This is a genomic window from Haemophilus parainfluenzae (assembly GCF_036288925.1).
GTDB lineage: Bacteria > Pseudomonadota > Gammaproteobacteria > Enterobacterales > Pasteurellaceae > Haemophilus_D.
This window is the reverse complement of record NZ_CP127167.1, coordinates 169,271-191,065: the sequence shown is the minus strand read 5'-3', so window position 1 is coordinate 191,065 and position 21,795 is coordinate 169,271. Positions and strand designations below refer to the sequence as shown.

Below are 21,795 nucleotides of genomic sequence, written 5' to 3'. Positions count from 1 at the left end.
TAAAATGCGGTTATTTTATGGATTATTGCGGTTTAACCACCACATTTAACAATTTACCTGGTACATAAATCACTTTCACGATTTGTGTATTGTCAGTAAATTTCTTCACATTTTCATCTGCAAATGCAACCGTTTTCACGGTTTCTTCATCCGCATCAGCTGCAACGGTGACTTTACCACGAACTTTACCATTGACTTGCACCACGATAAGTTTTTCATCTTCGACCATCGCTGCTTCGTCAGCTTTCACCCATTCGGCATGATCAATGTTACTTTCGTTGCCTAAGGCTTTCCATAATTCAAAGCAGATATGTGGTGTGATTGGATAAAGCATACGCACGACTGCGCTTAATGCTTCTGCCATCACAGCACGATCTTGTTCACTTTCTAATGGCGCACGGGTTAATTTATTCATTAACTCCATTACTGCCGCGATAGCGGTATTGAAAGTCTGACGGCGACCAATGTCATCGCTCACTTTCGCGATCGTTTTATGCACATCACGGCGAAGCGCTTTTTGGTCTGCAGAAAGTGCGGTCACATCTAAAGCAGTTTTTGCAGGATTTTGACTGTATTCATACACCAAATTCCATACACGACCTAAGAAACGTTTTGCCCCTTCTACACCGGATTCTTGCCATTCAAGTGTCATTTCTGCAGGAGATGCGAACATCATGAAGAGACGCACAGTATCTGCACCGTATTTTTCCACCATCTCTTGTGGGTCGATACCGTTGTTTTTGGATTTCGACATTTTGGTCATACCGGTATGCACCAATTCACGGCCTTCCGGATCGGTGGCTTTGATGATACGACCTTTTTCATCACGCTCAAGGGTCACTTGCGTTGGGCTTACCCAAATACGCTCGTTGGTCGGGCTAGTGTAGTAGAATGCATCGGCTAACACCATGCCTTGGCATAATAATTTTTGTGCTGGCTCATCACTCGTGACGAAACCTGCATCACGCAATAATTTGTGGAAGAAACGGAAGTAGAGCAAGTGCATGGTCGCGTGCTCAATACCGCCGATATATTGATCCACTGGTAACCAGTAGTTAGCTTCATCTTTATCTAACATACCTTTCGCATAGCTTGGCGAGGTGTAGCGTGCGTAGTACCAAGATGATTCCATAAAGGTGTCAAAAGTATCCGTTTCTTTTAACGCAGGTTCACCATTGAAGGTAGTTTTCGCCCAGTTTGGATCGGCTTTAATTGGGCTTTTCACACCGTCCATGACCACATCTTCCGGTAGAATAATCGGTAAATCTTCGATTGGTGTCGGTACGGTTTCACCGTTTGGCAAGGTCAGCATTGGAATTGGTGCCCCCCAATAACGTTGACGCGAAACGCCCCAGTCACGTAAACGATAGTTAACTTGGCGTTTACCCACGCCTAATTTTTCTAATTTGTCCGCGATACCGTTGAATGCGCCATCAAAATCTAAACCATCAAACTCAGCAGAGTTTACTAATTTACCGTGCTCAACGAAAGCTTGTTTAGTTAAATCAATTTCTTCATCGGCAAGCGGTGCGATTACTTGTTTAATTGGTAAATCGTATTTTTGAGCAAATTCAAAGTCACGTTGGTCGTGTGCTGGAACCGCCATTACTGCACCAGTACCATAATGCATTAATACAAAGTTAGCGACCCAAATCGGTAATTTTTCACCGGTTAATGGATGAATGGCGAATAAGCCGGTTGCCATCCCTTTTTTCTCCATCGTGGCAAGGTCTGCTTCGGCCACTTTGGCATTTTTCGCTTCACGGATGAATTCGGCTAATTGAGGATTTTTTTCTGCCGCTAATTCGGCTAATGGATGCGCTGCCGCGATACCTAAATAGCTTACACCATAGAAGGTATCTGGACGGGTCGTATAAACTGCAACTTTTTCTGCGGTATCCGCTACATCAAAAGTAATCTCCACCCCTTCAGAACGGCCGATCCAGTTGCGTTGCATAGTTTTAACCATATCTGGCCATTGTGGCAGTTGGTCTAATCCACCTAATAATTGCTCTGCATAGTCGGTGATTTTAATGAACCATTGTGGGATTTCTTTTTGTTCTACCGGAGTATCACAACGCCAGCAGCAACCGTCGTGCACTTGTTCGTTCGCCAACACAGTTACATCGTTCGGACACCAGTTTACGGTTGAGTTTTTTTTGTACACTAAGCCTTTTTTGTAAAGCTCAGTGAAGAACCATTGTTCCCACTTGTAGTATTCTGGACGGCAGGTAGCAATTTCGCGATCCCAGTCATAACCAAAGCCCAACATTTTGAGTTGGTTTTTCATGTATTCGATATTTTCGTAAGTCCATTTCGCGGGTGCAGTTTTATTTTTAATTGCAGCCCCTTCAGCCGGCAAACCAAATGCATCCCAACCAATTGGCTGTAACACATTTTTGCCGTTCATACGTTGATAACGAGAAACCACATCACCGATCGTGTAGTTACGCACGTGGCCCATGTGTAAACGACCAGATGGGTAAGGGAACATTGAAAGGCAGTAATATTTTTCTTTAGACGTATCTTTGATTGCTTTGAAGACTTTATTTTCAGCCCAATATTGTTGAACTGCGGGTTCAATCAAATCAGGACGGTAATGTTGTTGCATAGAAAATCACCTTAAATTTTGACCGCACTTTGCGGCATATTTTGCTTTGTAAAATGTGATATAGGATAGCGTAAAACAGGGAAAATTGGTAGAAAGTGCGGTGATTTTTTTGCTGATTTTATAAGAGATTTTGAATTTCAGATGGAATTAATTTGGGCGAAGGAATCCAAACTTGTTTATGTCGGTTTAATTCACCTTTTTCAAGAACTATTGAGCTCTTAGGTACTTTGAATGCTTTACTCAAAAATTTCAGCAAATGAGCATTTGCTTGACCATCAACGGGTGGAGCTGTAATCATAATCTTGAGTTCATCATCATGTAATCCCACGATTTGATCTTTGCTAGCTTTGGGTTGCAAAATGATTTTAAGACGTAGCCCTTCAGGCGTTTGTTCGATTGCAGACATAACTAAATTTACTCACCACATTTATAATAAGGGCTGGAAAATCCAGCCCGAAAAATAATGTTATTTTTGACCGCACTTTAAGCGGCGATTACCCATAAACCCTGGAAGTAGTCGTAAAAGAGATTATTCAAAAATAACAGAACAATGGCGATAACCATCGGTGAAAAATCAATCATGCCTACTGTGGGTAAAATGCGTTTAATTGGTTTTAATACTGGCTCAGTCAGCTGATATAACGCATAGAATGCAGGGTTATTGCCACGATTAAACCAACTTAAAATTGCACCTGCGATTAACACATAGAAAATGGCTATACCGATATTTTTAATTAGCCCTAATATGCCCAATAGTAGGAAGTAGTTGAGATTTAATCCGCCAAATAGAACTGATTTTAATCCGCAAAGCAAGAAGACTAAAACCAGTGCAGCGGTTTCCACTTTTCTTACCACAGGAAAAACTTTACGCAATGGCGCAATAACCGGCTGGGTTAATTTCAGCGTAAATTGAGAAATGGGATTGTAATAATCCACGTTCGCTAAAGGCAGCCATGTGCGTAAAATTAACACTAAACAGTACAGATCGATAATCGATCCTAAAAATAACGCAGTTTGGGAAATCTCCATTATAACCAACCTTTCCGTTTAAAATAGATATAAGGCGTAATTGCCGCACCAATCATTAAGCCGATAGCCATTAGATAGCCATATTTAAAATGTAGCTCTGGCATAAAGTCAAAGTTCATCCCGTAAGTGGATGCCACAAGGGTTGCCGGTAGGAACATGACCGACACTATCGAGAAGAATTTCATGATTTTATTCTGCTCGATATTAATATAACCCATCGCCGCCTGCATTAAAAAGTTTACTTTTTGGAATAAAGACTCATTGTGCGGTTGCAAGGATTCGATATCTCGTAAGATTTCACGTGCTTGTTCCAATTGATTTGGAGGCAAGCGAGTTTTACGCACCAAAAAACCCAATGCGCGTTGTGTATCCATCAAACACAAACGCACTTTAGAACTGGTATCTTCTTGTTCGGTTAGCGTATTTAAGGCTTCATCGAAAGCTTCATCTTGTGTGCCGTTTAAAATCACACGACTTAATTTTTCTAAATCTGCATAGACGTTTTCAATAACATCCGCTAATTGCTCAATTTTAGTTTCAAATAAGTCGAGCAAAACTTCATATGCATTACATTCTAATAAACGCTGGCTACGGGAACGCATACGATATAAACGGAATGCCGGTAATTCACGATCACGTAGGGTAAATAAGCGCCCATCACGAATAGTAAACGCTACGCTTGCGAGGTCAGCGTAATTTTCTTCGTCTTCACAATAGAAGAATGAGTGCAAGTGTAAACCATCCTCGTCTTCAAAGAAACGAGCCGATGCTTCGATGTCTTCTAATTCGAGGAATGAGGCGAGACTTTGGCCTAGGCCTTCTTGCAACATTTCACGCTCTTCCCCTGATGGCTCAAGCAAATCCAACCAAATGGCAGAACTGAGGTCGGCCGGCTCGTCATCAATACGAAGCAAGCGGGAATCGTTAATGGCAAAAGCGTTAATCATTGGTCATACTCCTTTTGGGATTATGAAGATCTAACTGTGAACAAAAAAGATCAAACGAAATGAGCACTAGGGAAAAGTGCGGTCAAATTTTTCATGTTTTAAAATTTTAAAAATGGGTTTCGTTCGATAAAAGATGCCGAAGAAAGGTAAGTTGATTACCAGCGAACTCTCGCTGATAAGAGGCGAGAGTCTAAAGCGATATTCGGTATCGACTATGACTGTCCAAAGTGTGTGTCCTTCTCGTTAAAAAATCGGGCGAATGTTACGCTTGAAAGGCACTTTCGTCAAGTATTATTGAAAAGGACACGGTACTTTTAATTAATTGGTATATTGATTAATTGCGTTAGTAACCTCTTGATCTTGATAAATATTATTAACAATATCTTTGAATGTTTCGCCTAACACTTTTTGAATTTCATCATTGCTCGCATTAAATGCACCAGATTGTGAACGGGTCGCATTAAAGGTTTTGTTGTATTGTCCGCGTGGACCTTGTACATAAACAACCGCTTGAATTTTGCTGTTTAAGGTATAACGTAAATTACCTTGCTCAACTTTAGCGTTGAATTCTTTTACATCAACAGTTACGCCAGCATTTGCATTATTCGCTTGTCCAATACGGAAACCTTTGCTGACTAAATTTTGTTGCATCACTTGTTGGAAAAGTTGAGTCACGCTTGGTGAGGCGTTTAATTTAATCAGTTCACCTGATTTAGTATAAGTTGCAATTTCTTGTTGTGGACGAGAATCGCGGGTATTAACTGTTACCACTGCTGATTGGTTGATATTCATTGATGCAGTTGGTGATTGAGGGGTAAAAGTTAAGGTATTAGATTGCGCTTGGCAACCCGCTAAAAATAATGTTGCAGCGGCCAACGTCATTGTTGATAATGCTTTGATTTTGTTTGTTACTTTCATAATTTCCTCATTGAATTAGGTTAATTTGTGTTATTCTTACAAACTTAACGCTGAATGTATAGCAAAAAGTTAGGGAGTTTTATGTCAAAACAGCAAGAATTATTAGAGAGAATTCAGGCCGAATTTCAACCGCACTTTGCCACCGTAGAAAATGAAAGCCATATGCATAGTTCTGGTCGAGGGGCTGATTCTCATTTTAAATTAGTAATTGTCAGCGATGCTTTTGAAGGCATGCGCAAGGTACAACGTTACCAAAAACTTTACCAACTTTTTGCCGATGATTTAAAAAATGGCATTCACGCATTAGCGCTTCATCTTTATACAAAAAGTGAATGGGAAAAACAAGGTGAAGCATTTCCAGAATCACCAAATTGTCTTGGGATTGGTCAATAGGGAAATTACTATCGGGTAATGTAGAATGGTCTTTTGGTTAACTGTAACATTACCACCTATTAAAGAGTATTGTGAAAATCAGTTCACAAATATTTTACAAAAAGTGCGGGTTAAAGTGGAATAACCCCTTATTTTCCGCTAGAATAGTGTGCTTTTAAATTTTAATTTTGGGCAAGTTAATAGTTGTTTAACTTGTCGAGACATTAAAACAGATTTGAGTTTCTATTTATGTGGCAGTTGATAATGCTTTGTTTTAAAAGTATTTTTGTCACGCTCAATCGTGAGATTGCTTTTAAGGCGTAGGCTTTGATTGCAGTCGTGTTTTTAACCTAGAAAAGTAGTGCAAACAGTATGATTACAATCAAAAAAGGCTTGGATCTTCCTATTGCAGGAAAACCAGCACAAGTAATCCATAGCGGTAACGCTGTGAATCAGGTTGCGATTCTTGGTGAAGAGTATGTGGGTATGCGTCCTTCTATGAAGGTACGTGAAGGCGATGTCGTGAAAAAAGGCCAAGTGCTTTTTGAAGACAAGAAAAACCCAGGAGTGGTTTTCACAGCCCCTGCGAGTGGTACTATCACTGTAATTAATCGTGGCGAAAAACGTGTATTACAATCTGTGGTCATTGATGTGCAAGGTAATGAGTCTGTTACTTTTGCCAAATATAACGCAGATCAACTTAATACGCTTTCTTCCGAGCAAGTTAAACAAAATCTTATTGACTCTGGTTTATGGACAGCATTGCGCACTCGTCCATTTAGCAAAGTACCAGCAGTGGATGCAGAACCTTCCTCCTTATTTATTAATGCCATGGATACTAATCCTTTGGCGGTCAATCCAGAAGTAGTGTTGAGTGCTCATCATCAAGATTTTATTGATGGTTTAACCGTATTAAGTCGTCTATTTCCAAATAAACCATTAAATCTATGTAAAGCGAGTGATAGTAATATTCCAACCGTGGATTTAGCTAATCTAAAAGTACATGATTTTGGTGGTGTTCATCCTGCTGGTTTAGTGGGTACACATATTCACTTTATCGATCCGGTTGGTGTTCATAAAAGCGTATGGCATATCAATTACCAAGATGTGGTTGCTGTAGGTAAATTATTCACTACGGGCGAGCTTTATGTAGAACGTATAGTATCTCTTGCTGGTCCGCAAGTGAAAGACCCTCGTTTAGTTCGTACTGTAATTGGCGCTAACCTTTCTCAATTAACAGCAGGCGAATTGAAAGGCGGCAATAACCGTGTGATTTCTGGTTCTGTACTTTGTGGTCAAACTGCAAAAGATGCTCACGACTATTTGGGTCGTTATGCATTACAAGTTTCTGTGATTGCAGAAGGTAATGAGAAAGAGTTCTTAGGTTGGATCACACCACAATCGAACAAATACTCGATTACCCGTACCGTATTAGGTCACTTTGGTAAAAAATTATTCAACTTCACTACCGCAGAAAATGGTGGTGAGCGTGCAATGGTACCAATCGGTAGCTATGAGCGCGTGATGCCGTTGGATATTTTACCGACATTATTATTACGTGATTTAATCGTGGGCGATACCGATGGCGCACAAGCGTTAGGTTGTCTTGAATTAGATGAAGAAGACTTAGCGTTATGTTCTTTCGTTTGCCCAGGCAAATATGAATACGGTTCAATCTTGCGTCAAGTATTAGATAAGATTGAGAAGGAAGGTTAAAAATGGGTTTAAAAAATCTTTTTGAAAAAATGGAACCCGCGTTTTTACCAGGCGGTAAATACAGCAAGCTTTATCCGATCTTTGAATCGATTTATACCTTGCTTTATACACCGGGTACGGTAACGCACAAAAACACACACGTTCGTGATGCGTTAGACTCAAAACGTATGATGATTACGGTTTTCCTTGCGTTGTTCCCTGCGATTTTCTACGGGATGTACAATGTGGGTAACCAAGCGATCCCTGCCTTAAATCAATTAGGCAATTTAGATCAATTAATTGCTAATGATTGGCACTATGCACTTGCAAGTTCATTAGGTTTAGACTTGACCAATAATGCAACTTGGGGCTCAAAAATGGCATTAGGGGCGATCTTCTTCTTACCAATTTACTTAGTGGTATTTACCGTTTGTACAATTTGGGAATTATTGTTCTCAGTGGTGCGTGGTCATGAAGTAAATGAAGGGATGTTCGTTTCAACCATTTTATTTGCGTTAATCGTTCCACCAACATTGCCATTATGGCAAGCGGCACTTGGTATCAGCTTTGGTATCGTAGTAGCGAAAGAAATCTTCGGTGGTGTAGGTCGTAACTTTATGAACCCTGCGCTTGCTGGTCGCGCATTCTTATTCTTTGCTTATCCGGCTCAAATTTCCGGTGACTTAGTATGGACTGCTGCAGATGGTTTCTCTGGTGCAACCGCACTTTCACAATGGTCTCAAGGTGGTCAAGCCGCATTACAACACACTGTAACAGGTCAACCAATTACTTGGATGGATGCATTCATCGGTAATATTCCTGGTTCAATGGGTGAGGTTTCAACGCTTGCGTTATTAATCGGTGGTGCGTTAATTGTATTCACCCGTATTGCTTCTTGGCGCATTATGGCTGGTGTTATGATCGGTATGATTGGAACAGCAACCTTATTCAACTTAATCGGTTCTGATTCTAACCAAATGTTCTCAATGCCTTGGCATTGGCACTTTGTATTAGGTGGTTTTGCACTTGGTATGATCTTCATGGCTACAGACCCTGTGTCAGCTTCATTCACCAATACAGGTAAATGGTGGTACGGTGCGTTAATTGGCGTGATGGCGGTATTAATTCGTACAGTGAACCCAGCTTATCCAGAAGGGATGATGTTAGCGATTTTATTTGCAAACTTATTTGCACCAATTTTCGACTACATCGTGGTTCAAGCAAATATCAAACGTCGGAGAGCAAGAACAAATGGCTAAATTTAATAAAGATAGCGTTAGCGGTACAGTTACCGTTGTTGTGTTGCTAAGTTTAGTGTGTTCTATCGTGGTTTCTGGTGCTGCAGTAGCATTAAAATCCAAACAAGATGAACAAAAAGCACTCGACGTTCAACGTAACATTTTAACTGTTGCTGGCTTAATGAAAGAAGATAATGCATCAGTAATCAAAGACACTTACAACAAATTTATTGAACCTCGTTTAGTGGATTTGCAAAGTGGTGATTACGTTCAAGCTTCAGCAGAAGAAATCAATAAATTTGAACCTAAAGATGCCGTTAAAGATCCAGCTAAAAGCCAAGCTATCCCAGCTGAGGCAGATAAAGCAGGGATCAAGGTCCGTGCAAACCAAGCGCGTGTTTATCTTGTAAAAGATGAGCAAGGCAATGTAACCCAAGTTGTATTACCAATGTATGGCCGTGGTTTATGGTCAACCATGTATGGTTTTGTTTCTGTTGCACCAGATGCGAATACCATCAAAGGTATTACTTACTATGATCAAGGTGAAACAGCTGGTCTTGGGGGCGAAATTGCGAACCCTCGTTGGCAAGCACAGTTTGTCGATAAAAAATTATTCGATGAGCAAGGTAACCAAAAATTCAAAATCTACAAAGGTAGCTCTGCTGCAGATAAAGAGCACGGTGTAGATGGTTTATCAGGTGCAACTTTAACCAGTAACGGTGTTCAAGGTTCATTTGATTATTGGTTCAGCCAAAATGGCTTTGGTCCATTCTTAGCGAAATTTAAAGCAGGAGAAATCAAATAATGGCTGATGCAAAAGTAAACTTAAAAGGTCTTTTATTCGATCCTATTGTTAAAAATAACCCGATTGCCTTGCAAATTTTGGGTATCTGTTCTGCATTAGCGGTAACAACCCAATTACAAACAGCAATCGTTATGGCGATTGCGGTAAGTTTGGTAACCGGTTTCTCCAGTTTGTTCATTTCATTGATTCGTAACTATATTCCAAATAGTATCCGTATCATTGTACAACTGGCGATTATCGCATCTTTAGTAATCTTGGTTGACCAAGTATTAAAAGCTTATGCCTATGGTTTATCTAAACAGCTTTCTGTATTCGTTGGCCTTATCATTACAAACTGTATCGTAATGGGTCGTGCAGAAGCGTTTGCGATGAAATCACCTCCGCTAGAAAGCTTTGTTGATGGTATCGGTAATGGTTTAGGTTATGGTGCGATCTTATTAATTGTCGCCACATTACGTGAATTAATCGGTTCTGGTCGTTTATTTGGTTTCCCTGTATTCCAAACGATTCAAGACGGCGGTTGGTATCAACCAAACGGTTTATTCCTTCTTGCACCAAGTGCGTTCTTTATTATCGGCTTCGTTATTTGGGGCTTAAGAACGTGGAAACCTGAGCAACAGGAGAAATAATCAATGGAACATTATATTAGCCTATTCGTGAAGGCGATCTTCATTGAAAACATGGCGCTTTCTTTCTTCTTAGGGATGTGTACTTTCCTTGCAGTTTCTAAGAAAGTTTCTACGGCGTTTGGCCTTGGTGTTGCGGTAACAGTGGTACTTGGTATTGCGGTGCCTGCGAACCAATTTGTATACGAACATGTATTAAAAGATGGCGCATTAGTAGAAGGTGTAAGCCTTGAGTTTTTAAACTTTATTACCTTTATCGGGATTATTGCGGGTCTTGTTCAATTACTTGAAATGGCTTTAGATAAATTCTTCCCAGCACTTTATAACGCATTAGGTATTTTCCTTCCACTTATCGCTGTAAACTGTGCGATCTTTGGTGGTGTCTCTTTTGCGGTACAACGTGAATACACTTTTGCAGAATCTGCAGTTTATGGTGTGGGTGCAGGGCTTGGTTGGATGTTAGCAATCGTTGCGCTTGCAGGCTTAACCGAAAAAATGAAATATGCCGATGTACCGGCAGGCTTAAAAGGATTAGGGATTACCTTTATCACTGCAGGCTTGATGGCGCTTGGCTTTATGTCATTCTCTGGTATTCAGTTATAAGGAGGCATAAATGAGCGAATCTTCAATTTTATTATTAGGTGTTGCGGCATTTACGGTTATCCTTTTAGTGCTCGTTGCGATTATTTTATTCGCTAAATCAAAATTAGTGGATTCTGGTGATATCACCATTTCTATTAATGACGATCCTGAAAAAGCGATCACCTTACCTGCTGGTGGTAAATTGCTTGGTGCATTAGCAAGTAAAGGTATCTTCGTTTCTTCTGCTTGTGGTGGCGGTGGCTCTTGTGGTCAATGTGTGGTGAAAGTGAAAAGTGGCGGTGGTGAAATTTTACCAACCGAACTTTCTCACATTAATAAACGTGAAGCAAAAGAAGGTTATCGTTTAGCTTGCCAAGTGAATGTAAAAGGCAATATGGACGTTGAACTTCCAGAAGAAATCTTCGGCGTGAAAAAATGGGAATGTACCGTTATTTCTAATGATAACAAAGCAACCTTCATTAAAGAGCTTAAATTGGCTATTCCTGAAGGCGAAGAAGTACCTTTCCGTGCAGGTGGTTATATCCAAATCGAAGCTGATCCACATACGGTTTACTATAAAGATTTTGATATTCCAGAAGAATACCATGAAGATTGGGATAAATACGATTTATGGCGTTATGTGTCTAAAGTGGACGAGCATATTATCCGTGCTTACTCAATGGCTTCATATCCAGAAGAGAAAGGCATCATTATGCTTAACGTGCGTATTGCAACGCCTCCACCACGTCAACCTGATGCACCTCCAGGTCAAATGTCTTCTTATATTTGGTCATTAAAACCAGGTGATAAAGTGACAATTTCAGGTCCGTTCGGTGAATTCTTCGCAAAAGAAACTGACAATGAAATGGTCTTCATCGGTGGTGGTGCAGGTATGGCACCAATGCGTTCTCATATCTTTGACCAATTAAAACGTTTACACTCTAAACGTAAAATGTCATTCTGGTATGGTGCACGCTCTAAACGTGAAATGTTCTATGTAGAAGATTTTGATCAGCTTCAAGCCGAAAATCCTAACTTTACATGGCACGTGGCATTATCTGATCCGTTACCAGAAGATAACTGGACAGGTTACACTGGCTTTATTCACAACGTACTTTATGAAAACTACTTGAAAAATCATGAAGCACCAGAAGATTGTGAATACTACATGTGTGGACCTCCGGTAATGAACGCGGCGGTCATCAAAATGTTGAAAGACCTCGGTGTTGAAGATGAAAACATCTTATTAGATGACTTCGGTGGTTGATTTTAGTTAATCAAAACATCATGAATACTGACCGCACTTTGTGATGAAGTGCGGTCAATATTTAAGATGGATTACAGGCAAGCTGATGGAAGAGTCGGTTTGCCTGTAATTCATATATTTAGGAAGGAATAGATGAAAAAAGTATTAAGCGGATTGATTGCTTTAATCCTAGCTTGTTCATTAAGTGCATGTAAGAAAGATCCCGAAATTATTTCACTTAGTGGTAAAACCATGGGAACTACTTACCATATCCGTTATATTGAGGATGATTCTGTTAGCGAAAACGCACAAAAAACACATGAACAAATTGAAGTGGTTTTAAAAGACGTGAATCAGAAAATGTCTACTTACATTAAAGATTCTGAATTAAGTCGCTTTAATCAAAATACACAAGTGAATACACCAATTGAAATATCTGCTGACTTTGCGAAAGTATTACAAGAAGCGATCCGTTTAAATCAGGTTACTGAAGGTTCATTGGATGTGACGGTAGGACCTGTAGTGAATTTATGGGGATTTGGCCCAGAAAAACGTCCAGAACGTAAACCAACCCCAGAACAACTTGCTGAACGTCAAAGTTGGGTGGGAATTGATAAAATTCACCTTGATATGAGCGGTAACACCCCAACATTAAGTAAAGCAGTACCGCAGGTTTATATTGATTTGTCATCTATTGCTAAGGGCTTTGGCGTGGATCAAGTTGCAGATGTATTAGAGCAATATCACGTACAAAGCTATATGGTAGAAATTGGCGGGGAAATTCGCGCTAAAGGTAAAAATCCCGAGAATAAAGCGTGGCAAATCGCCATTGAAAAACCGAATAATACCGGTGAAAGAGCTGTTCAAGAAGTGATAGGTTTAAATAATATGGCGATGGCGACCTCAGGCGATTACCGTATTTATTTTGAGGAAAACGGTCAACGCTTTGCTCATGAAATCGATCCAAAAACAGGTTATCCAATTCAGCATCATTTAGCCTCAATTACCGTGCTCGCACCAAGTTCGATGACGGCTGATGGCTTATCTACTGGTTTATTTGTACTCGGTGAAAATAAAGCACTTGAAGTGGCTGAGAAAGAAAATATTCCCGTGTATTTAATTATGAAAACGGAAAAAGGCTTTGAAACGAAAATGTCGTCAGCCTTCCAAAAATTACTCGAAAATAAGGAATAATCATGCAAACGTTATTTTTTACTCTATTAGCTTTTGTGGCAATCATCGTATTGATGTCAGTAGGCTTTATCTTTAAAAAACAAGCTTTAAAAGGCAGCTGTGGAGGTCTTTCTTCACTCGGTATTGCCAAAGCCTGTGATTGCGATAAACCTTGCGACACTTTGCAAGAAAAATTAGATGCTGGCGATGAAAATGCCAAAGCTGAATACGAACAAAAATTTGCGAAGAAAGACGATGATTCGCAATTTTATGAAGTGAAGTAGTTCCATTTAACGTTGTGATGAGAGAACAGTATGCCCTATGTCAATATTAAAGTGACCGGTGGAGCAGAGGCGCCGACAGCTAAACAAAAAGCAGAGTTAATTGAAGGTGTCACCCATTTATTACAGAAAGTGTTAAACAAAAATCCCGAAACGACAGTGGTGGTTATTGACGAAGTCGATATGGATAACTGGGGGATTGGAGGGAAAACGGTAACTTCTCGACGTTCAATGAAGTGATCATGCCGTAACCTGTATGAAAGAGCCCGAAATTGTCGGGCATTTTTACTCTTACTTGATTTGCGGTAGAATGCCCAATTATTTATTTAGTGGAACATTTATTACTAAACTATGAAATCACAAACCTACGAAAAACATTTTCCGAAATTCTCTGCAGAACAACTTGCCGAAAATTCCACTAAAAAAGTCATTTGCGGTATGTCCGGCGGGGTAGATTCTTCGGTGTCTGCCTTTATTCTTCAACAACAAGGCTACCAAGTGGAAGGCCTGTTTATGAAAAACTGGGAAGAAGATGACGATACCGATTATTGTACAGCCGCAGCGGATCTTGCTGATGCGCAAGCAGTATGTGACAAGCTAGGTATTAAGCTACATAAAATCAATTTTGCGGCAGAATATTGGGATAACGTGTTTGAACATTTCTTAACAGAATACAAAGCTGGTCGTACGCCAAACCCAGATATTTTGTGCAATAAAGAAATTAAATTTAAAGCTTTCTTGGAATATGCAGCGGAAGATTTGGGCGCTAACTATATTGCTACTGGTCATTATGTGCGTCGTCGTGGTGCAGATAATCAAGCAGAGCTATTGCGTGGCTTAGATAGCAATAAAGACCAAAGCTATTTTCTTTACACGTTGAGTAAAAATCAGGTAGGCCAAAGCCTTTTCCCTGTTGGTGAAATTGAAAAGCCGATCGTACGTGCTATTGCGGAGGATTTAGGCTTAATCACTGCGAAGAAAAAAGACTCTACTGGGATTTGTTTTATCGGTGAGCGTAAGTTTAAGGATTTCTTAGCACGTTATTTGCCGGCTCAACCAGGTGACATCCGTACCGTAGATGGAGAGATTATTGGTCGCCATGAAGGTTTGATGTATCACACTCTCGGGCAGCGTAAAGGGTTAGGGATCGGTGGATTAAAAAATGCTGGTGATGAAGCCTGGTATGTAGTGGATAAAGATGTCGAAAACAATGAATTGATTGTGGCACAAGGCCATGATCATCCACGTTTGTTCTCCAAAGGCTTAATTGCTAAACAGTTACATTGGATAAATCGCGAACCTGTACGTGAGGCGTTCCGTTGCACAGTGAAAACTCGTTATCGCCAAACGGACATAGCTTGTTTGGTTGAGCCAATTGATGATGATTGCATTCGAGTGATTTTTGATGAACCGCAAGCCGCGGTCACACCAGGTCAATCAGCGGTATTTTACCTAGATGAAGTGTGCTTGGGTGGCGGCATTATTGAAGAACGAATTTAATCAACATTTAACAAAGTACGGTCAGAAATTTAACGGTTTTTCTGACCACACTTTTTCTTTTATCGTATTTCAATTTTCGTCAATTTGAAAAAATGATGATATTTTGATATTATAACAACTGTATATGGGAACAATTCCTTAAGTCCTTCTGAGTGTTTCCTTCAAAATCGCACTTCTCCGTGCTGTCATTTGTGATGGTTCCATTGCACCATTTGGGGCTTAAGCCCTGTTTTGTTTAATTTTATTAGAGATCACTTAACGTCTAAGGGGAAAGCTTGTCTTTATCTAAATTTATGGAAAAACAGACGTCATTCAATCCTTTAGTGATTGGCGTAACGTTATTTTTTGTTGTATTACTAGTCTCAATGATTTTAATTTTACCTGAACAAACACAAACGTTATTAAATGTTGTTAAATCAGGTATTTTTGCCAATTTTAGTTGGTTTTATGTATTAGTATTTTCAGTATTTTTGTGTTTTTTAGTCATTTTGTCGGTGAGTAGCCTAGGCAATATTAAACTGGGAAATGATGAAGAGGAACCCGAATTTGGTTTTCTATCTTGGTTAGCGATGTTATTTGCTGCAGGCATGGGTGTTGGATTGATGTTTTTTGGTGTTGCAGAGCCATTGACGCATTATTTATCTGATATTACATCTGGTGCAGCAGAGCATAAGCAACAAGAAGCATTATTACATACCCTATTTCACTGGGGGATTCATGCTTGGGCCGTGTATGGAACCATAGCCTTAGCGTTAGCCTACTTTGGGTTTCGCTATAAATTGCCACTGGCATTACGTTCTTGTTTCTATCCGTTATTGAAAGAGCGTATTAATGGCAAGTTAGGCGATCTTATCGACATAATGGCGCTACTTGCTACCTTATTCGGTATTATTACAACGTTAGGTTTCGGTGCTTCTCAATTGGGGGCCGGCTTACATCAATTAGGCTGGATTAGTGAAAATAGCTTTAGTCTACAAATTATCGTGATTGCCGTGGTAATGAGTTTAGCGATATTTTCCGCGATTTCTGGCGTAGGGAAAGGGGTAAAAATCTTAAGTGAACTAAATTTAACATTAGCTTTCAGCTTATTAATTTTTGTGTTGGTGGCTGGTCCGACATTATACTTGCTATCGGCTTTTAGCGACAATATCGGCACTTATTTTGGCAATTTAGTACAATTAAGCTTTAAAACTTACGTTTATGAACAGGAACATACTGATTGGTTTAGTGGTTGGACAATTCTCTATTGGGCATGGTGGTGTTCTTGGGCGCCATTTGTAGGCCTATTTATTGCTAGAATTTCCAGAGGACGTACAATTCGAGAATTTATTTTCGGTGTATTAGTCATTCCTAGTATGTTTGGCATATTGTGGTTTACTGTATTTGGAAACACGGCTATTTGGCTAAATGATGGCGAGGCGGCAGGTGCATTAGGACAAATGATTTCCTCACCTGAAACGTTACTCTTTAAGTTTTTGGATTATTTACCGCTTTCTGGTTTAACCGGTTTAGTGAGTTTAGTGGTAATTTCTTTATTCTTTATTACTTCGGCAGACTCCGGTATTTATGTGCTAAATAATATTGCATCTCGCGATAAAAGTCTTACATCGCCTCGTTGGCAAGCAGTGATGTGGGGTGTATTAATGTCAGTTGTTGCCATTGTTTTGATGCAATCAGGTGGCTTGGCTAATCTACAGGCAATGACCTTATTAGTGGCATTACCTTTTGCGATATTGATGTTGATTATGTGCTTTAGTTTATGGAAAGGCTTGAATGCGGATAAAAAATATTTTGATACTAAGGTCAATCCAACCAGTATTTTCTGGACAGGAGATAACTGGCAAGATCGTTTGGAGCAGATGATGAATCAAACGCAAGAAAAAGATACATTACGTTTCCTCAAACATACGGTTTTACCGGCTATGCGTGAGTTACGCCAAGAATTGATTAGTAAATATGAGTTGAGCGTACAAATTAACACGTTATTTGAACAAGATGAACCTGCCGTGGAATTGGTTATTCAAAAAGAATCCATGCGTGATTTTATGTATGGTGTGAAATCTGTTGGTAGAGATGTCTCTAAACAGCTAATTAATGATGATAACTTACCACATATTCAGCATAGTATGACCTATGAACCGTATACCTATTTCTTTGATGGACGAGTGGGATATGATGTGCAATATATGAATCAAGATGAATTGATTGCCGATATGTTGAAACATTATGAACGCTACTTAAGTTTGCTAGATGATGTAGGCCAAGAATTGATGGCACACGAGCAAACAGAACTGGCTGAATAATAAGACTAAAGTGCGGTTGAAAATAACATTATTTTTTGACCGCACTTTTAAAATTACCTCTTGAGACAAATGCATAAAAAGAGTATATTCAAGCCCAAATTTTCAATTTAATTCTAACGGAGTTTTTCTATGTTTGGTTTATCCCCAGCACAAATGATTATTTTATTAGTCGTGATTTTATTAGTATTTGGGACGAAAAAATTACGTAATGCGGGCTCTGATCTCGGTGCAGCAGTAAAAGGCTTTAAAAAGGCGATGTCTGACGATGAACCGAAAAAAGATGCGGAATTTACTCAAATTAAAGACGGTACAACAACCGCTGAAAAAACTGAAACTGTAAAAGATAAAGAACAGGCATAACCGTGTTTGATATTGGTTTTTCCGAACTTGTTTTATTGATGCTTGTGGGCTTAGTAGTACTAGGCCCTAAGCGTTTACCTGTGGCTATTCGCACGGTAATGGGCTGGGTGAAAACGATCCGTGGGTTGGCAGCTAATGTTCAAAATGAATTAAAACAAGAGCTTAAATTGCAAGAATTGCAAGATAGCATCAAGAAAGCGGAACAACTGAATCTAAAACAGCTTTCCCCAGACTTAAGTAAAACCGTTGAAGAGCTAAAAGAGCAAGCTCAAAAAATGCGTGCAGAGCTAGAAGAAAAAGCGGCTGCTGCGGGCACAACGGTCGAAGAGCAAATTAAAGAAATTAAAAGTGCGGCTGAAAATTTGGCTGAAACAACATCGACAGAGCATGTAGAGAATGAACTTGCTGAAGTTTCAGAACTTGAAAAAACAGAAGTAGATTTGACCGCACTTGAAGCCCATGAACAAGCTGAATTAACCGAGCGTTTATCTGATTACTATTCGCCGGATGATGTGGAACTGCAACCAGCACCTAAATCTGAAGCTAAGTCCTAGAGAATAATTATGAGCAATACGACGGACGATTCCCAACCGCTAATTACCCATCTTGTTGAACTCAGAAACCGCTTATTACGTTGTGTAATTTGTATTTTAGTGGTTTTTGTGGCGTTGGTTTATTTTTCTAATGATATTTATCATTTTGTTGCTGCACCTTTAACGGCTGTGATGCCAAAAGGCGCAACCATGATTGCCACCAATATCCAAACGCCTTTCTTTACACCAATTAAATTAACTGCGATTGTATCGGTGTTTATTTCGGTGCCTTATTTGCTTTATCAAATTTGGGCGTTTGTTGCACCGGCGCTGTATCAACATGAAAAACGTTTAATTTATCCGTTATTATTTTCCAGTACAGTTTTATTCTATTGGGGTGTAGCATTTGCTTATTATATTGTTTTCCCTTTTGTGTTTAGTTTCTTTACCCAAACTGCACCGGAAGGGGTGGCTATCGCCACAGATATCAGTAGTTACCTTGATTTTGCGCTAGCGTTATTCTTGGCATTTGGTGTGTGTTTTGAAGTACCCGTTGCTATTATTTTGCTTTGCTGGACAGGTGTCACAACCACGAAAGCATTGGCGGCAAAACGTCCTTATATTATTGTGGGAGCATTCTTTGTTGGCATGATCTTAACGCCACCAGACGTTTTCTCTCAAACTTTACTCGCTGTACCGATGTGCCTTTTATTTGAATTAGGCTTGTTAGTTGCTCGTTTCTATCAACCGAAAGAGAATGAAGAAGAGACAACGGATGAAGAAAGTGCGGTAGAAAATCAGGCTGATTTAAATCACAAAGATTAAGAAAATGGGCGTAGGTGATACGCCCTTTTAACATCATAAAAAACAGGAATATTATTATGACTCAACAAATTTTAGGCGGTTTCCCAACCCGTCGTCTTCGTCGTTTACGTAAACATGATTTTAGCCGTCGTTTAGTGGCAGAAAATACCTTAACAGCTAATGATTTAATTTATCCAGTATTTATTATTGAAGGCGAAAATCATCGTGAACCAGTGCCTTCAATGCCTAAAGTTGAACGTTTAACGATCGATCAATTATTAATTGAAGCAGGCCTTTTGGTGAAATACGGTGTGCCAGTGATCGCATTATTCCCTGTGGTTGAGCAAGATAAAAAATCTTTAATGGCAGATGAAGCGTTTAACCCAAATGGTTTGGTACAGCGAGCAGTGAGAGCATTAAAAGGCGCTTATCCAGAATTAGGTGTGTTAACAGATGTCGCACTCGATCCTTATACATTACACGGACAAGATGGGATCATTGATGAAGAAGGCTATGTCTTAAACGATATCACAACAGATATCCTGATTAAACAGGCTGTTTCACACGCTGAAGCAGGTGCTGATATTGTGGCGCCGAGTGATATGATGGATGGACGTATTAGTCGTATTCGTCAGGCGTTGGAAGAGAATGGTCATATCAACACGCAAATTATGGCATACTCAGCGAAATATGCGTCTAATTACTATGGTCCATTCCGTGATGCAGTCGGTTCTGCGGGTAATCTGAAAGGTGGCGATAAGAAAACTTACCAACTTGATCCGGCAAATGGCAATGAGGGCTTGCAAGAAGTCGCACTTGATTTACAAGAAGGTGCGGATATGGTGATGGTAAAACCAGGTATGCCATATTTGGATATGGTCTATCGCGTGAAAGAGTATTTCGGCGTGCCGACTTTTGCTTACCAAGTTTCTGGCGAATACGCGATGCATATGGCAGCTATTCAAAATGGTTGGTTAAAAGAAAAAGAATGCATTATGGAATCATTGCTTTGTTTTAAACGTGCGGGTGCAGATGGTATCTTAACGTACTTTGCGAAGCAGGTTGCAGAGTGGCTTTACTTAGAAGGTAAAAATAAATAAGGACTTTTTAAGTTGAAGTGTTAGCTTAGATGCTGATTTTAGATCTTATCTAATAGAAACGAGAAAATATTGAATATTTTCTCGTTTTTTATTTTTTCTTCATTTTTTCTATAAAAAAACTGTTGCTAAATTGATTTTTCCATTGCTATATTGGAGGCACACCGTAAGAAGACGGTGAAATAAAATAATTTTACACACATCATACTCACTACTAGAAGGAAAATCCTATGTCAGCAGTAGCATCCTTAGACGAATTTCTCGAAAAAGTGGCTCAACGTGATGGCCACCAACCTGAGTTTTTACAAGCCGTTCGTGAAGTGTTTACTTCAATCTGGCCTTTCTTGGAAGCAAATCCTAAATACCGTTCAGAAGCTTTATTAGAGCGTTTAGTTGAACCTGAGCGCGCATTTCAGTTCCGTGTGGCGTGGACTGATGATAAAGGTCAAGTTCAAGTAAACCGAGCTTTCCGTATTCAATTCAACAGCGCAATTGGTCCATATAAAGGCGGAATGCGTTTCCATCCATCCGTTAACTTATCGATTTTAAAATTCTTAGGCTTTGAACAGATATTTAAAAATGCCTTAACCACATTGCCAATGGGCGGTGCGAAAGGTGGTTCAGATTTTGATCCTAAAGGTAAATCAGATGCAGAAGTCATGCGTTTTTGCCAAGCGTTAATGGCAGAACTTTATCGTCATGTAGGGCCGGATACCGATGTGCCGGCAGGCGATATCGGTGTAGGTGGCCGTGAAGTCGGCTATCTTGCAGGCTATATGAAAAAATTATCAAACCAAGCTGCTTGTGTGTTTACGGGGCGTGGTCTTTCATTCGGTGGAAGTTTAATTCGCCCTGAAGCGACGGGTTATGGTTTGGTGTATTTCGCACAAGCAATGCTCGCTGAAAAAGGGGATTGCTTCCAAGGTAAAACCGTTTTAGTTTCTGGCTCGGGTAACGTGGCGCAATATGCCATTGAAAAAGCGATGGAGCTCGGTGCGAAAGTGGTAACTTGTTCTGACTCAGCAGGTTATGTGTATTTGCCAGAAGGTTTTGACCGTGAAAAATTAGCTGCGTTATTGGAGCTCAAAAATGTAAAACGTGGTCGCGTTCAAGAATTTGCGGAACAGTTTGATTTACAATATTTTGCAGGTAAACGCCCTTGGGAAGTGAAAGCGGATATTGCGCTTCCTTGTGCAACCCAAAATGAATTAGAGATTGCAGACGCTAAAACCTTAATTGCAAATGGCGTGAAATTAGTTGCTGAAGGCGCTAATATGCCAACCACAATTGAAGCAACAGAGGCATTTTTAGAGGCGGGCGTGTTATTTGGCCCAGGTAAAGCAGCAAATGCCGGTGGTGTAGCAACCTCTGGTTTAGAAATGGCACAGAGCTCACAACGTTTGTATTGGACGGCTGAAGAGGTGGATAAACAGCTTCATCGTATCATGTTAGATATTCATGCAAACTGTAAAAAATATGGCACTGTCGCTGGTCAAGCAAACATCAACTATGTTGTCGGGGCAAATGTTGCAGGCTTTGTGAAAGTGGCTGATGCAATGTTGGCGCAAGGGGTTTATTAATTCAATAAATGAATGAAAATTTGGCCGCACTTTGTGATGAAGTGCGGTCATTTTTTATGGTGAATTTCTCAAGTTGAAATGGGCTTGTGGCTTGC

At 39.9% G+C, this 21,795-nt stretch carries 22 protein-coding genes; 17 read left to right on the top strand and 5 right to left on the bottom strand.

Annotated features, from left to right (window positions below):
- Positions 1–22: 22 nt before the first annotated feature.
- The 5 genes from leuS to QQS40_RS00915 all read right to left on the bottom strand — a co-directional run bounded on the left by leuS (position 23) and on the right by QQS40_RS00915 (position 5,505).
- The gene (gene leuS / locus QQS40_RS00935) at positions 23–2,611 is read right to left on the bottom strand and encodes a leucine--tRNA ligase (RefSeq protein WP_289902233.1); all 2,589 of its coding nucleotides are present in this window, start codon (positions 2,609–2,611) and stop codon (positions 23–25) included.
- Positions 2,612–2,729: 118 nt separating this feature from the next.
- Positions 2,730–3,017, bottom strand: coding sequence for a DUF167 family protein YggU (gene yggU, locus QQS40_RS00930; RefSeq protein WP_307981096.1), 288 nt, complete (start codon positions 3,015–3,017; stop codon positions 2,730–2,732).
- A 77-nt stretch (positions 3,018–3,094) separates the two neighbouring features.
- The gene (locus QQS40_RS00925) at positions 3,095–3,640 is read right to left on the bottom strand and encodes a YggT family protein (protein ID WP_126469604.1); all 546 of its coding nucleotides are present in this window, start codon (positions 3,638–3,640) and stop codon (positions 3,095–3,097) included.
- A complete protein-coding gene (gene corA / locus QQS40_RS00920; protein ID WP_329505565.1) occupies positions 3,640–4,587 on the bottom strand; it encodes a magnesium/cobalt transporter CorA in 948 nt (315 codons plus the stop codon). The genes QQS40_RS00925 and corA overlap by 1 nt, the downstream gene beginning before the upstream one ends.
- A 318-nt stretch (positions 4,588–4,905) precedes the next feature.
- Entirely contained in the window at positions 4,906–5,505 is a 600-nt protein-coding gene (locus tag QQS40_RS00915; RefSeq protein ID WP_049358017.1) for a YajG family lipoprotein, read from the bottom strand.
- An 81-nt stretch (positions 5,506–5,586) separates the two neighbouring features.
- Between QQS40_RS00915 and QQS40_RS00910 the strand changes: the two genes are divergently transcribed.
- The 17 genes from QQS40_RS00910 to gdhA all read left to right on the top strand — a co-directional run bounded on the left by QQS40_RS00910 (position 5,587) and on the right by gdhA (position 21,700).
- Positions 5,587–5,898, top strand: coding sequence for a BolA family protein (locus QQS40_RS00910; RefSeq protein WP_329505563.1), 312 nt, complete (start codon positions 5,587–5,589; stop codon positions 5,896–5,898).
- A gap of 351 nt (positions 5,899–6,249) precedes the next feature.
- A complete protein-coding gene (locus QQS40_RS00905) occupies positions 6,250–7,593 on the top strand; it encodes a Na(+)-translocating NADH-quinone reductase subunit A (protein ID WP_329505561.1) in 1,344 nt (447 codons plus the stop codon).
- A gap of 2 nt (positions 7,594–7,595) precedes the next feature.
- Entirely contained in the window at positions 7,596–8,831 is a 1,236-nt protein-coding gene (locus QQS40_RS00900) for an NADH:ubiquinone reductase (Na(+)-transporting) subunit B (protein WP_049358020.1), read from the top strand.
- Positions 8,824–9,615 carry a Na(+)-translocating NADH-quinone reductase subunit C gene (locus QQS40_RS00895; protein WP_054420318.1) on the top strand — a complete coding sequence of 264 codons (792 nt, stop codon included), beginning with the start codon at positions 8,824–8,826 and terminating at the stop codon, positions 9,613–9,615. The genes QQS40_RS00900 and QQS40_RS00895 overlap by 8 nt, the downstream gene beginning before the upstream one ends.
- Positions 9,615–10,244, top strand: coding sequence for an NADH:ubiquinone reductase (Na(+)-transporting) subunit D (locus tag QQS40_RS00890; protein WP_005695375.1), 630 nt, complete (start codon positions 9,615–9,617; stop codon positions 10,242–10,244). The genes QQS40_RS00895 and QQS40_RS00890 overlap by 1 nt, the downstream gene beginning before the upstream one ends.
- Positions 10,245–10,247: 3 nt before the next feature.
- A complete protein-coding gene (nqrE, locus tag QQS40_RS00885; protein WP_070714890.1) occupies positions 10,248–10,844 on the top strand; it encodes an NADH:ubiquinone reductase (Na(+)-transporting) subunit E in 597 nt (198 codons plus the stop codon).
- 10 nt (positions 10,845–10,854) lie between these two features.
- Positions 10,855–12,090, top strand: coding sequence for an NADH:ubiquinone reductase (Na(+)-transporting) subunit F (nqrF, locus tag QQS40_RS00880; protein WP_160222065.1), 1,236 nt, complete (start codon positions 10,855–10,857; stop codon positions 12,088–12,090).
- Between the two features lie 132 nt (positions 12,091–12,222).
- Complete coding sequence (locus tag QQS40_RS00875) at positions 12,223–13,263, top strand: FAD:protein FMN transferase (RefSeq protein ID WP_289902511.1); 1,041 nt, start codon at positions 12,223–12,225, stop codon at positions 13,261–13,263.
- A gap of 2 nt (positions 13,264–13,265) precedes the next feature.
- Positions 13,266–13,526, top strand: coding sequence for a (Na+)-NQR maturation NqrM (gene nqrM / locus QQS40_RS00870; protein ID WP_014064154.1), 261 nt, complete (start codon positions 13,266–13,268; stop codon positions 13,524–13,526).
- A gap of 30 nt (positions 13,527–13,556) precedes the next feature.
- The gene (locus tag QQS40_RS00865) at positions 13,557–13,763 is read left to right on the top strand and encodes a tautomerase family protein (protein ID WP_014064153.1); all 207 of its coding nucleotides are present in this window, start codon (positions 13,557–13,559) and stop codon (positions 13,761–13,763) included.
- A gap of 111 nt (positions 13,764–13,874) precedes the next feature.
- The gene (gene mnmA, locus QQS40_RS00860; RefSeq protein ID WP_329505552.1) at positions 13,875–15,023 is read left to right on the top strand and encodes a tRNA 2-thiouridine(34) synthase MnmA; all 1,149 of its coding nucleotides are present in this window, start codon (positions 13,875–13,877) and stop codon (positions 15,021–15,023) included.
- Positions 15,024–15,298: 275 nt separating this feature from the next.
- The gene (locus tag QQS40_RS00855) at positions 15,299–17,326 is read left to right on the top strand and encodes a BCCT family transporter (RefSeq protein ID WP_308601880.1); all 2,028 of its coding nucleotides are present in this window, start codon (positions 15,299–15,301) and stop codon (positions 17,324–17,326) included.
- 129 nt (positions 17,327–17,455) lie between these two features.
- Complete coding sequence (locus QQS40_RS00850) at positions 17,456–17,686, top strand: twin-arginine translocase TatA/TatE family subunit (protein WP_005695386.1); 231 nt, start codon at positions 17,456–17,458, stop codon at positions 17,684–17,686.
- Between the two features lie 2 nt (positions 17,687–17,688).
- Entirely contained in the window at positions 17,689–18,240 is a 552-nt protein-coding gene (gene tatB, locus QQS40_RS00845; RefSeq protein WP_289902519.1) for a Sec-independent protein translocase protein TatB, read from the top strand.
- Between the two features lie 9 nt (positions 18,241–18,249).
- Positions 18,250–19,044 carry a twin-arginine translocase subunit TatC gene (gene tatC, locus QQS40_RS00840; protein ID WP_297570100.1) on the top strand — a complete coding sequence of 265 codons (795 nt, stop codon included), beginning with the start codon at positions 18,250–18,252 and terminating at the stop codon, positions 19,042–19,044.
- Between the two features lie 56 nt (positions 19,045–19,100).
- Positions 19,101–20,123, top strand: a complete 1,023-nt coding sequence (hemB, locus tag QQS40_RS00835) for a porphobilinogen synthase (protein ID WP_289902521.1) — start codon at positions 19,101–19,103, stop codon at positions 20,121–20,123.
- Between the two features lie 227 nt (positions 20,124–20,350).
- Entirely contained in the window at positions 20,351–21,700 is a 1,350-nt protein-coding gene (gene gdhA, locus QQS40_RS00830; protein WP_289902522.1) for an NADP-specific glutamate dehydrogenase, read from the top strand.
- Positions 21,701–21,795 lie beyond the last annotated feature (95 nt).

What these genes read in the sequence shown, in the direction of transcription:
- QQS40_RS00875 (WP_289902511.1), top strand. Translation starts at nt 12,223, where the DNA reads ATGAAAAAAGTATTAAGCGGATTGATTGCTTTAATCCTAGCTTGTTCA.
- QQS40_RS00905 (WP_329505561.1), top strand. Translation starts at nt 6,250, where the DNA reads ATGATTACAATCAAAAAAGGCTTGGATCTTCCTATTGCAGGAAAACCA.
- nqrM (WP_014064154.1), top strand. Translation starts at nt 13,266, where the DNA reads ATGCAAACGTTATTTTTTACTCTATTAGCTTTTGTGGCAATCATCGTA.
- tatC (WP_297570100.1), top strand. Translation starts at nt 18,250, where the DNA reads ATGAGCAATACGACGGACGATTCCCAACCGCTAATTACCCATCTTGTT.
- nqrE (WP_070714890.1), top strand. Translation starts at nt 10,248, where the DNA reads ATGGAACATTATATTAGCCTATTCGTGAAGGCGATCTTCATTGAAAAC.
- QQS40_RS00925 (WP_126469604.1), bottom strand. Translation starts at nt 3,640, where the DNA reads ATGGAGATTTCCCAAACTGCGTTATTTTTAGGATCGATTATCGATCTG.
- QQS40_RS00850 (WP_005695386.1), top strand. Translation starts at nt 17,456, where the DNA reads ATGTTTGGTTTATCCCCAGCACAAATGATTATTTTATTAGTCGTGATT.
- nqrF (WP_160222065.1), top strand. Translation starts at nt 10,855, where the DNA reads ATGAGCGAATCTTCAATTTTATTATTAGGTGTTGCGGCATTTACGGTT.
- hemB (WP_289902521.1), top strand. Translation starts at nt 19,101, where the DNA reads ATGACTCAACAAATTTTAGGCGGTTTCCCAACCCGTCGTCTTCGTCGT.
- mnmA (WP_329505552.1), top strand. Translation starts at nt 13,875, where the DNA reads ATGAAATCACAAACCTACGAAAAACATTTTCCGAAATTCTCTGCAGAA.
- QQS40_RS00915 (WP_049358017.1), bottom strand. Translation starts at nt 5,505, where the DNA reads ATGAAAGTAACAAACAAAATCAAAGCATTATCAACAATGACGTTGGCC.
- gdhA (WP_289902522.1), top strand. Translation starts at nt 20,351, where the DNA reads ATGTCAGCAGTAGCATCCTTAGACGAATTTCTCGAAAAAGTGGCTCAA.
- QQS40_RS00900 (WP_049358020.1), top strand. Translation starts at nt 7,596, where the DNA reads ATGGGTTTAAAAAATCTTTTTGAAAAAATGGAACCCGCGTTTTTACCA.
- QQS40_RS00910 (WP_329505563.1), top strand. Translation starts at nt 5,587, where the DNA reads ATGTCAAAACAGCAAGAATTATTAGAGAGAATTCAGGCCGAATTTCAA.
- yggU (WP_307981096.1), bottom strand. Translation starts at nt 3,017, where the DNA reads ATGTCTGCAATCGAACAAACGCCTGAAGGGCTACGTCTTAAAATCATT.
- QQS40_RS00865 (WP_014064153.1), top strand. Translation starts at nt 13,557, where the DNA reads ATGCCCTATGTCAATATTAAAGTGACCGGTGGAGCAGAGGCGCCGACA.
- leuS (WP_289902233.1), bottom strand. Translation starts at nt 2,611, where the DNA reads ATGCAACAACATTACCGTCCTGATTTGATTGAACCCGCAGTTCAACAA.
- QQS40_RS00895 (WP_054420318.1), top strand. Translation starts at nt 8,824, where the DNA reads ATGGCTAAATTTAATAAAGATAGCGTTAGCGGTACAGTTACCGTTGTT.
- corA (WP_329505565.1), bottom strand. Translation starts at nt 4,587, where the DNA reads ATGATTAACGCTTTTGCCATTAACGATTCCCGCTTGCTTCGTATTGAT.
- QQS40_RS00890 (WP_005695375.1), top strand. Translation starts at nt 9,615, where the DNA reads ATGGCTGATGCAAAAGTAAACTTAAAAGGTCTTTTATTCGATCCTATT.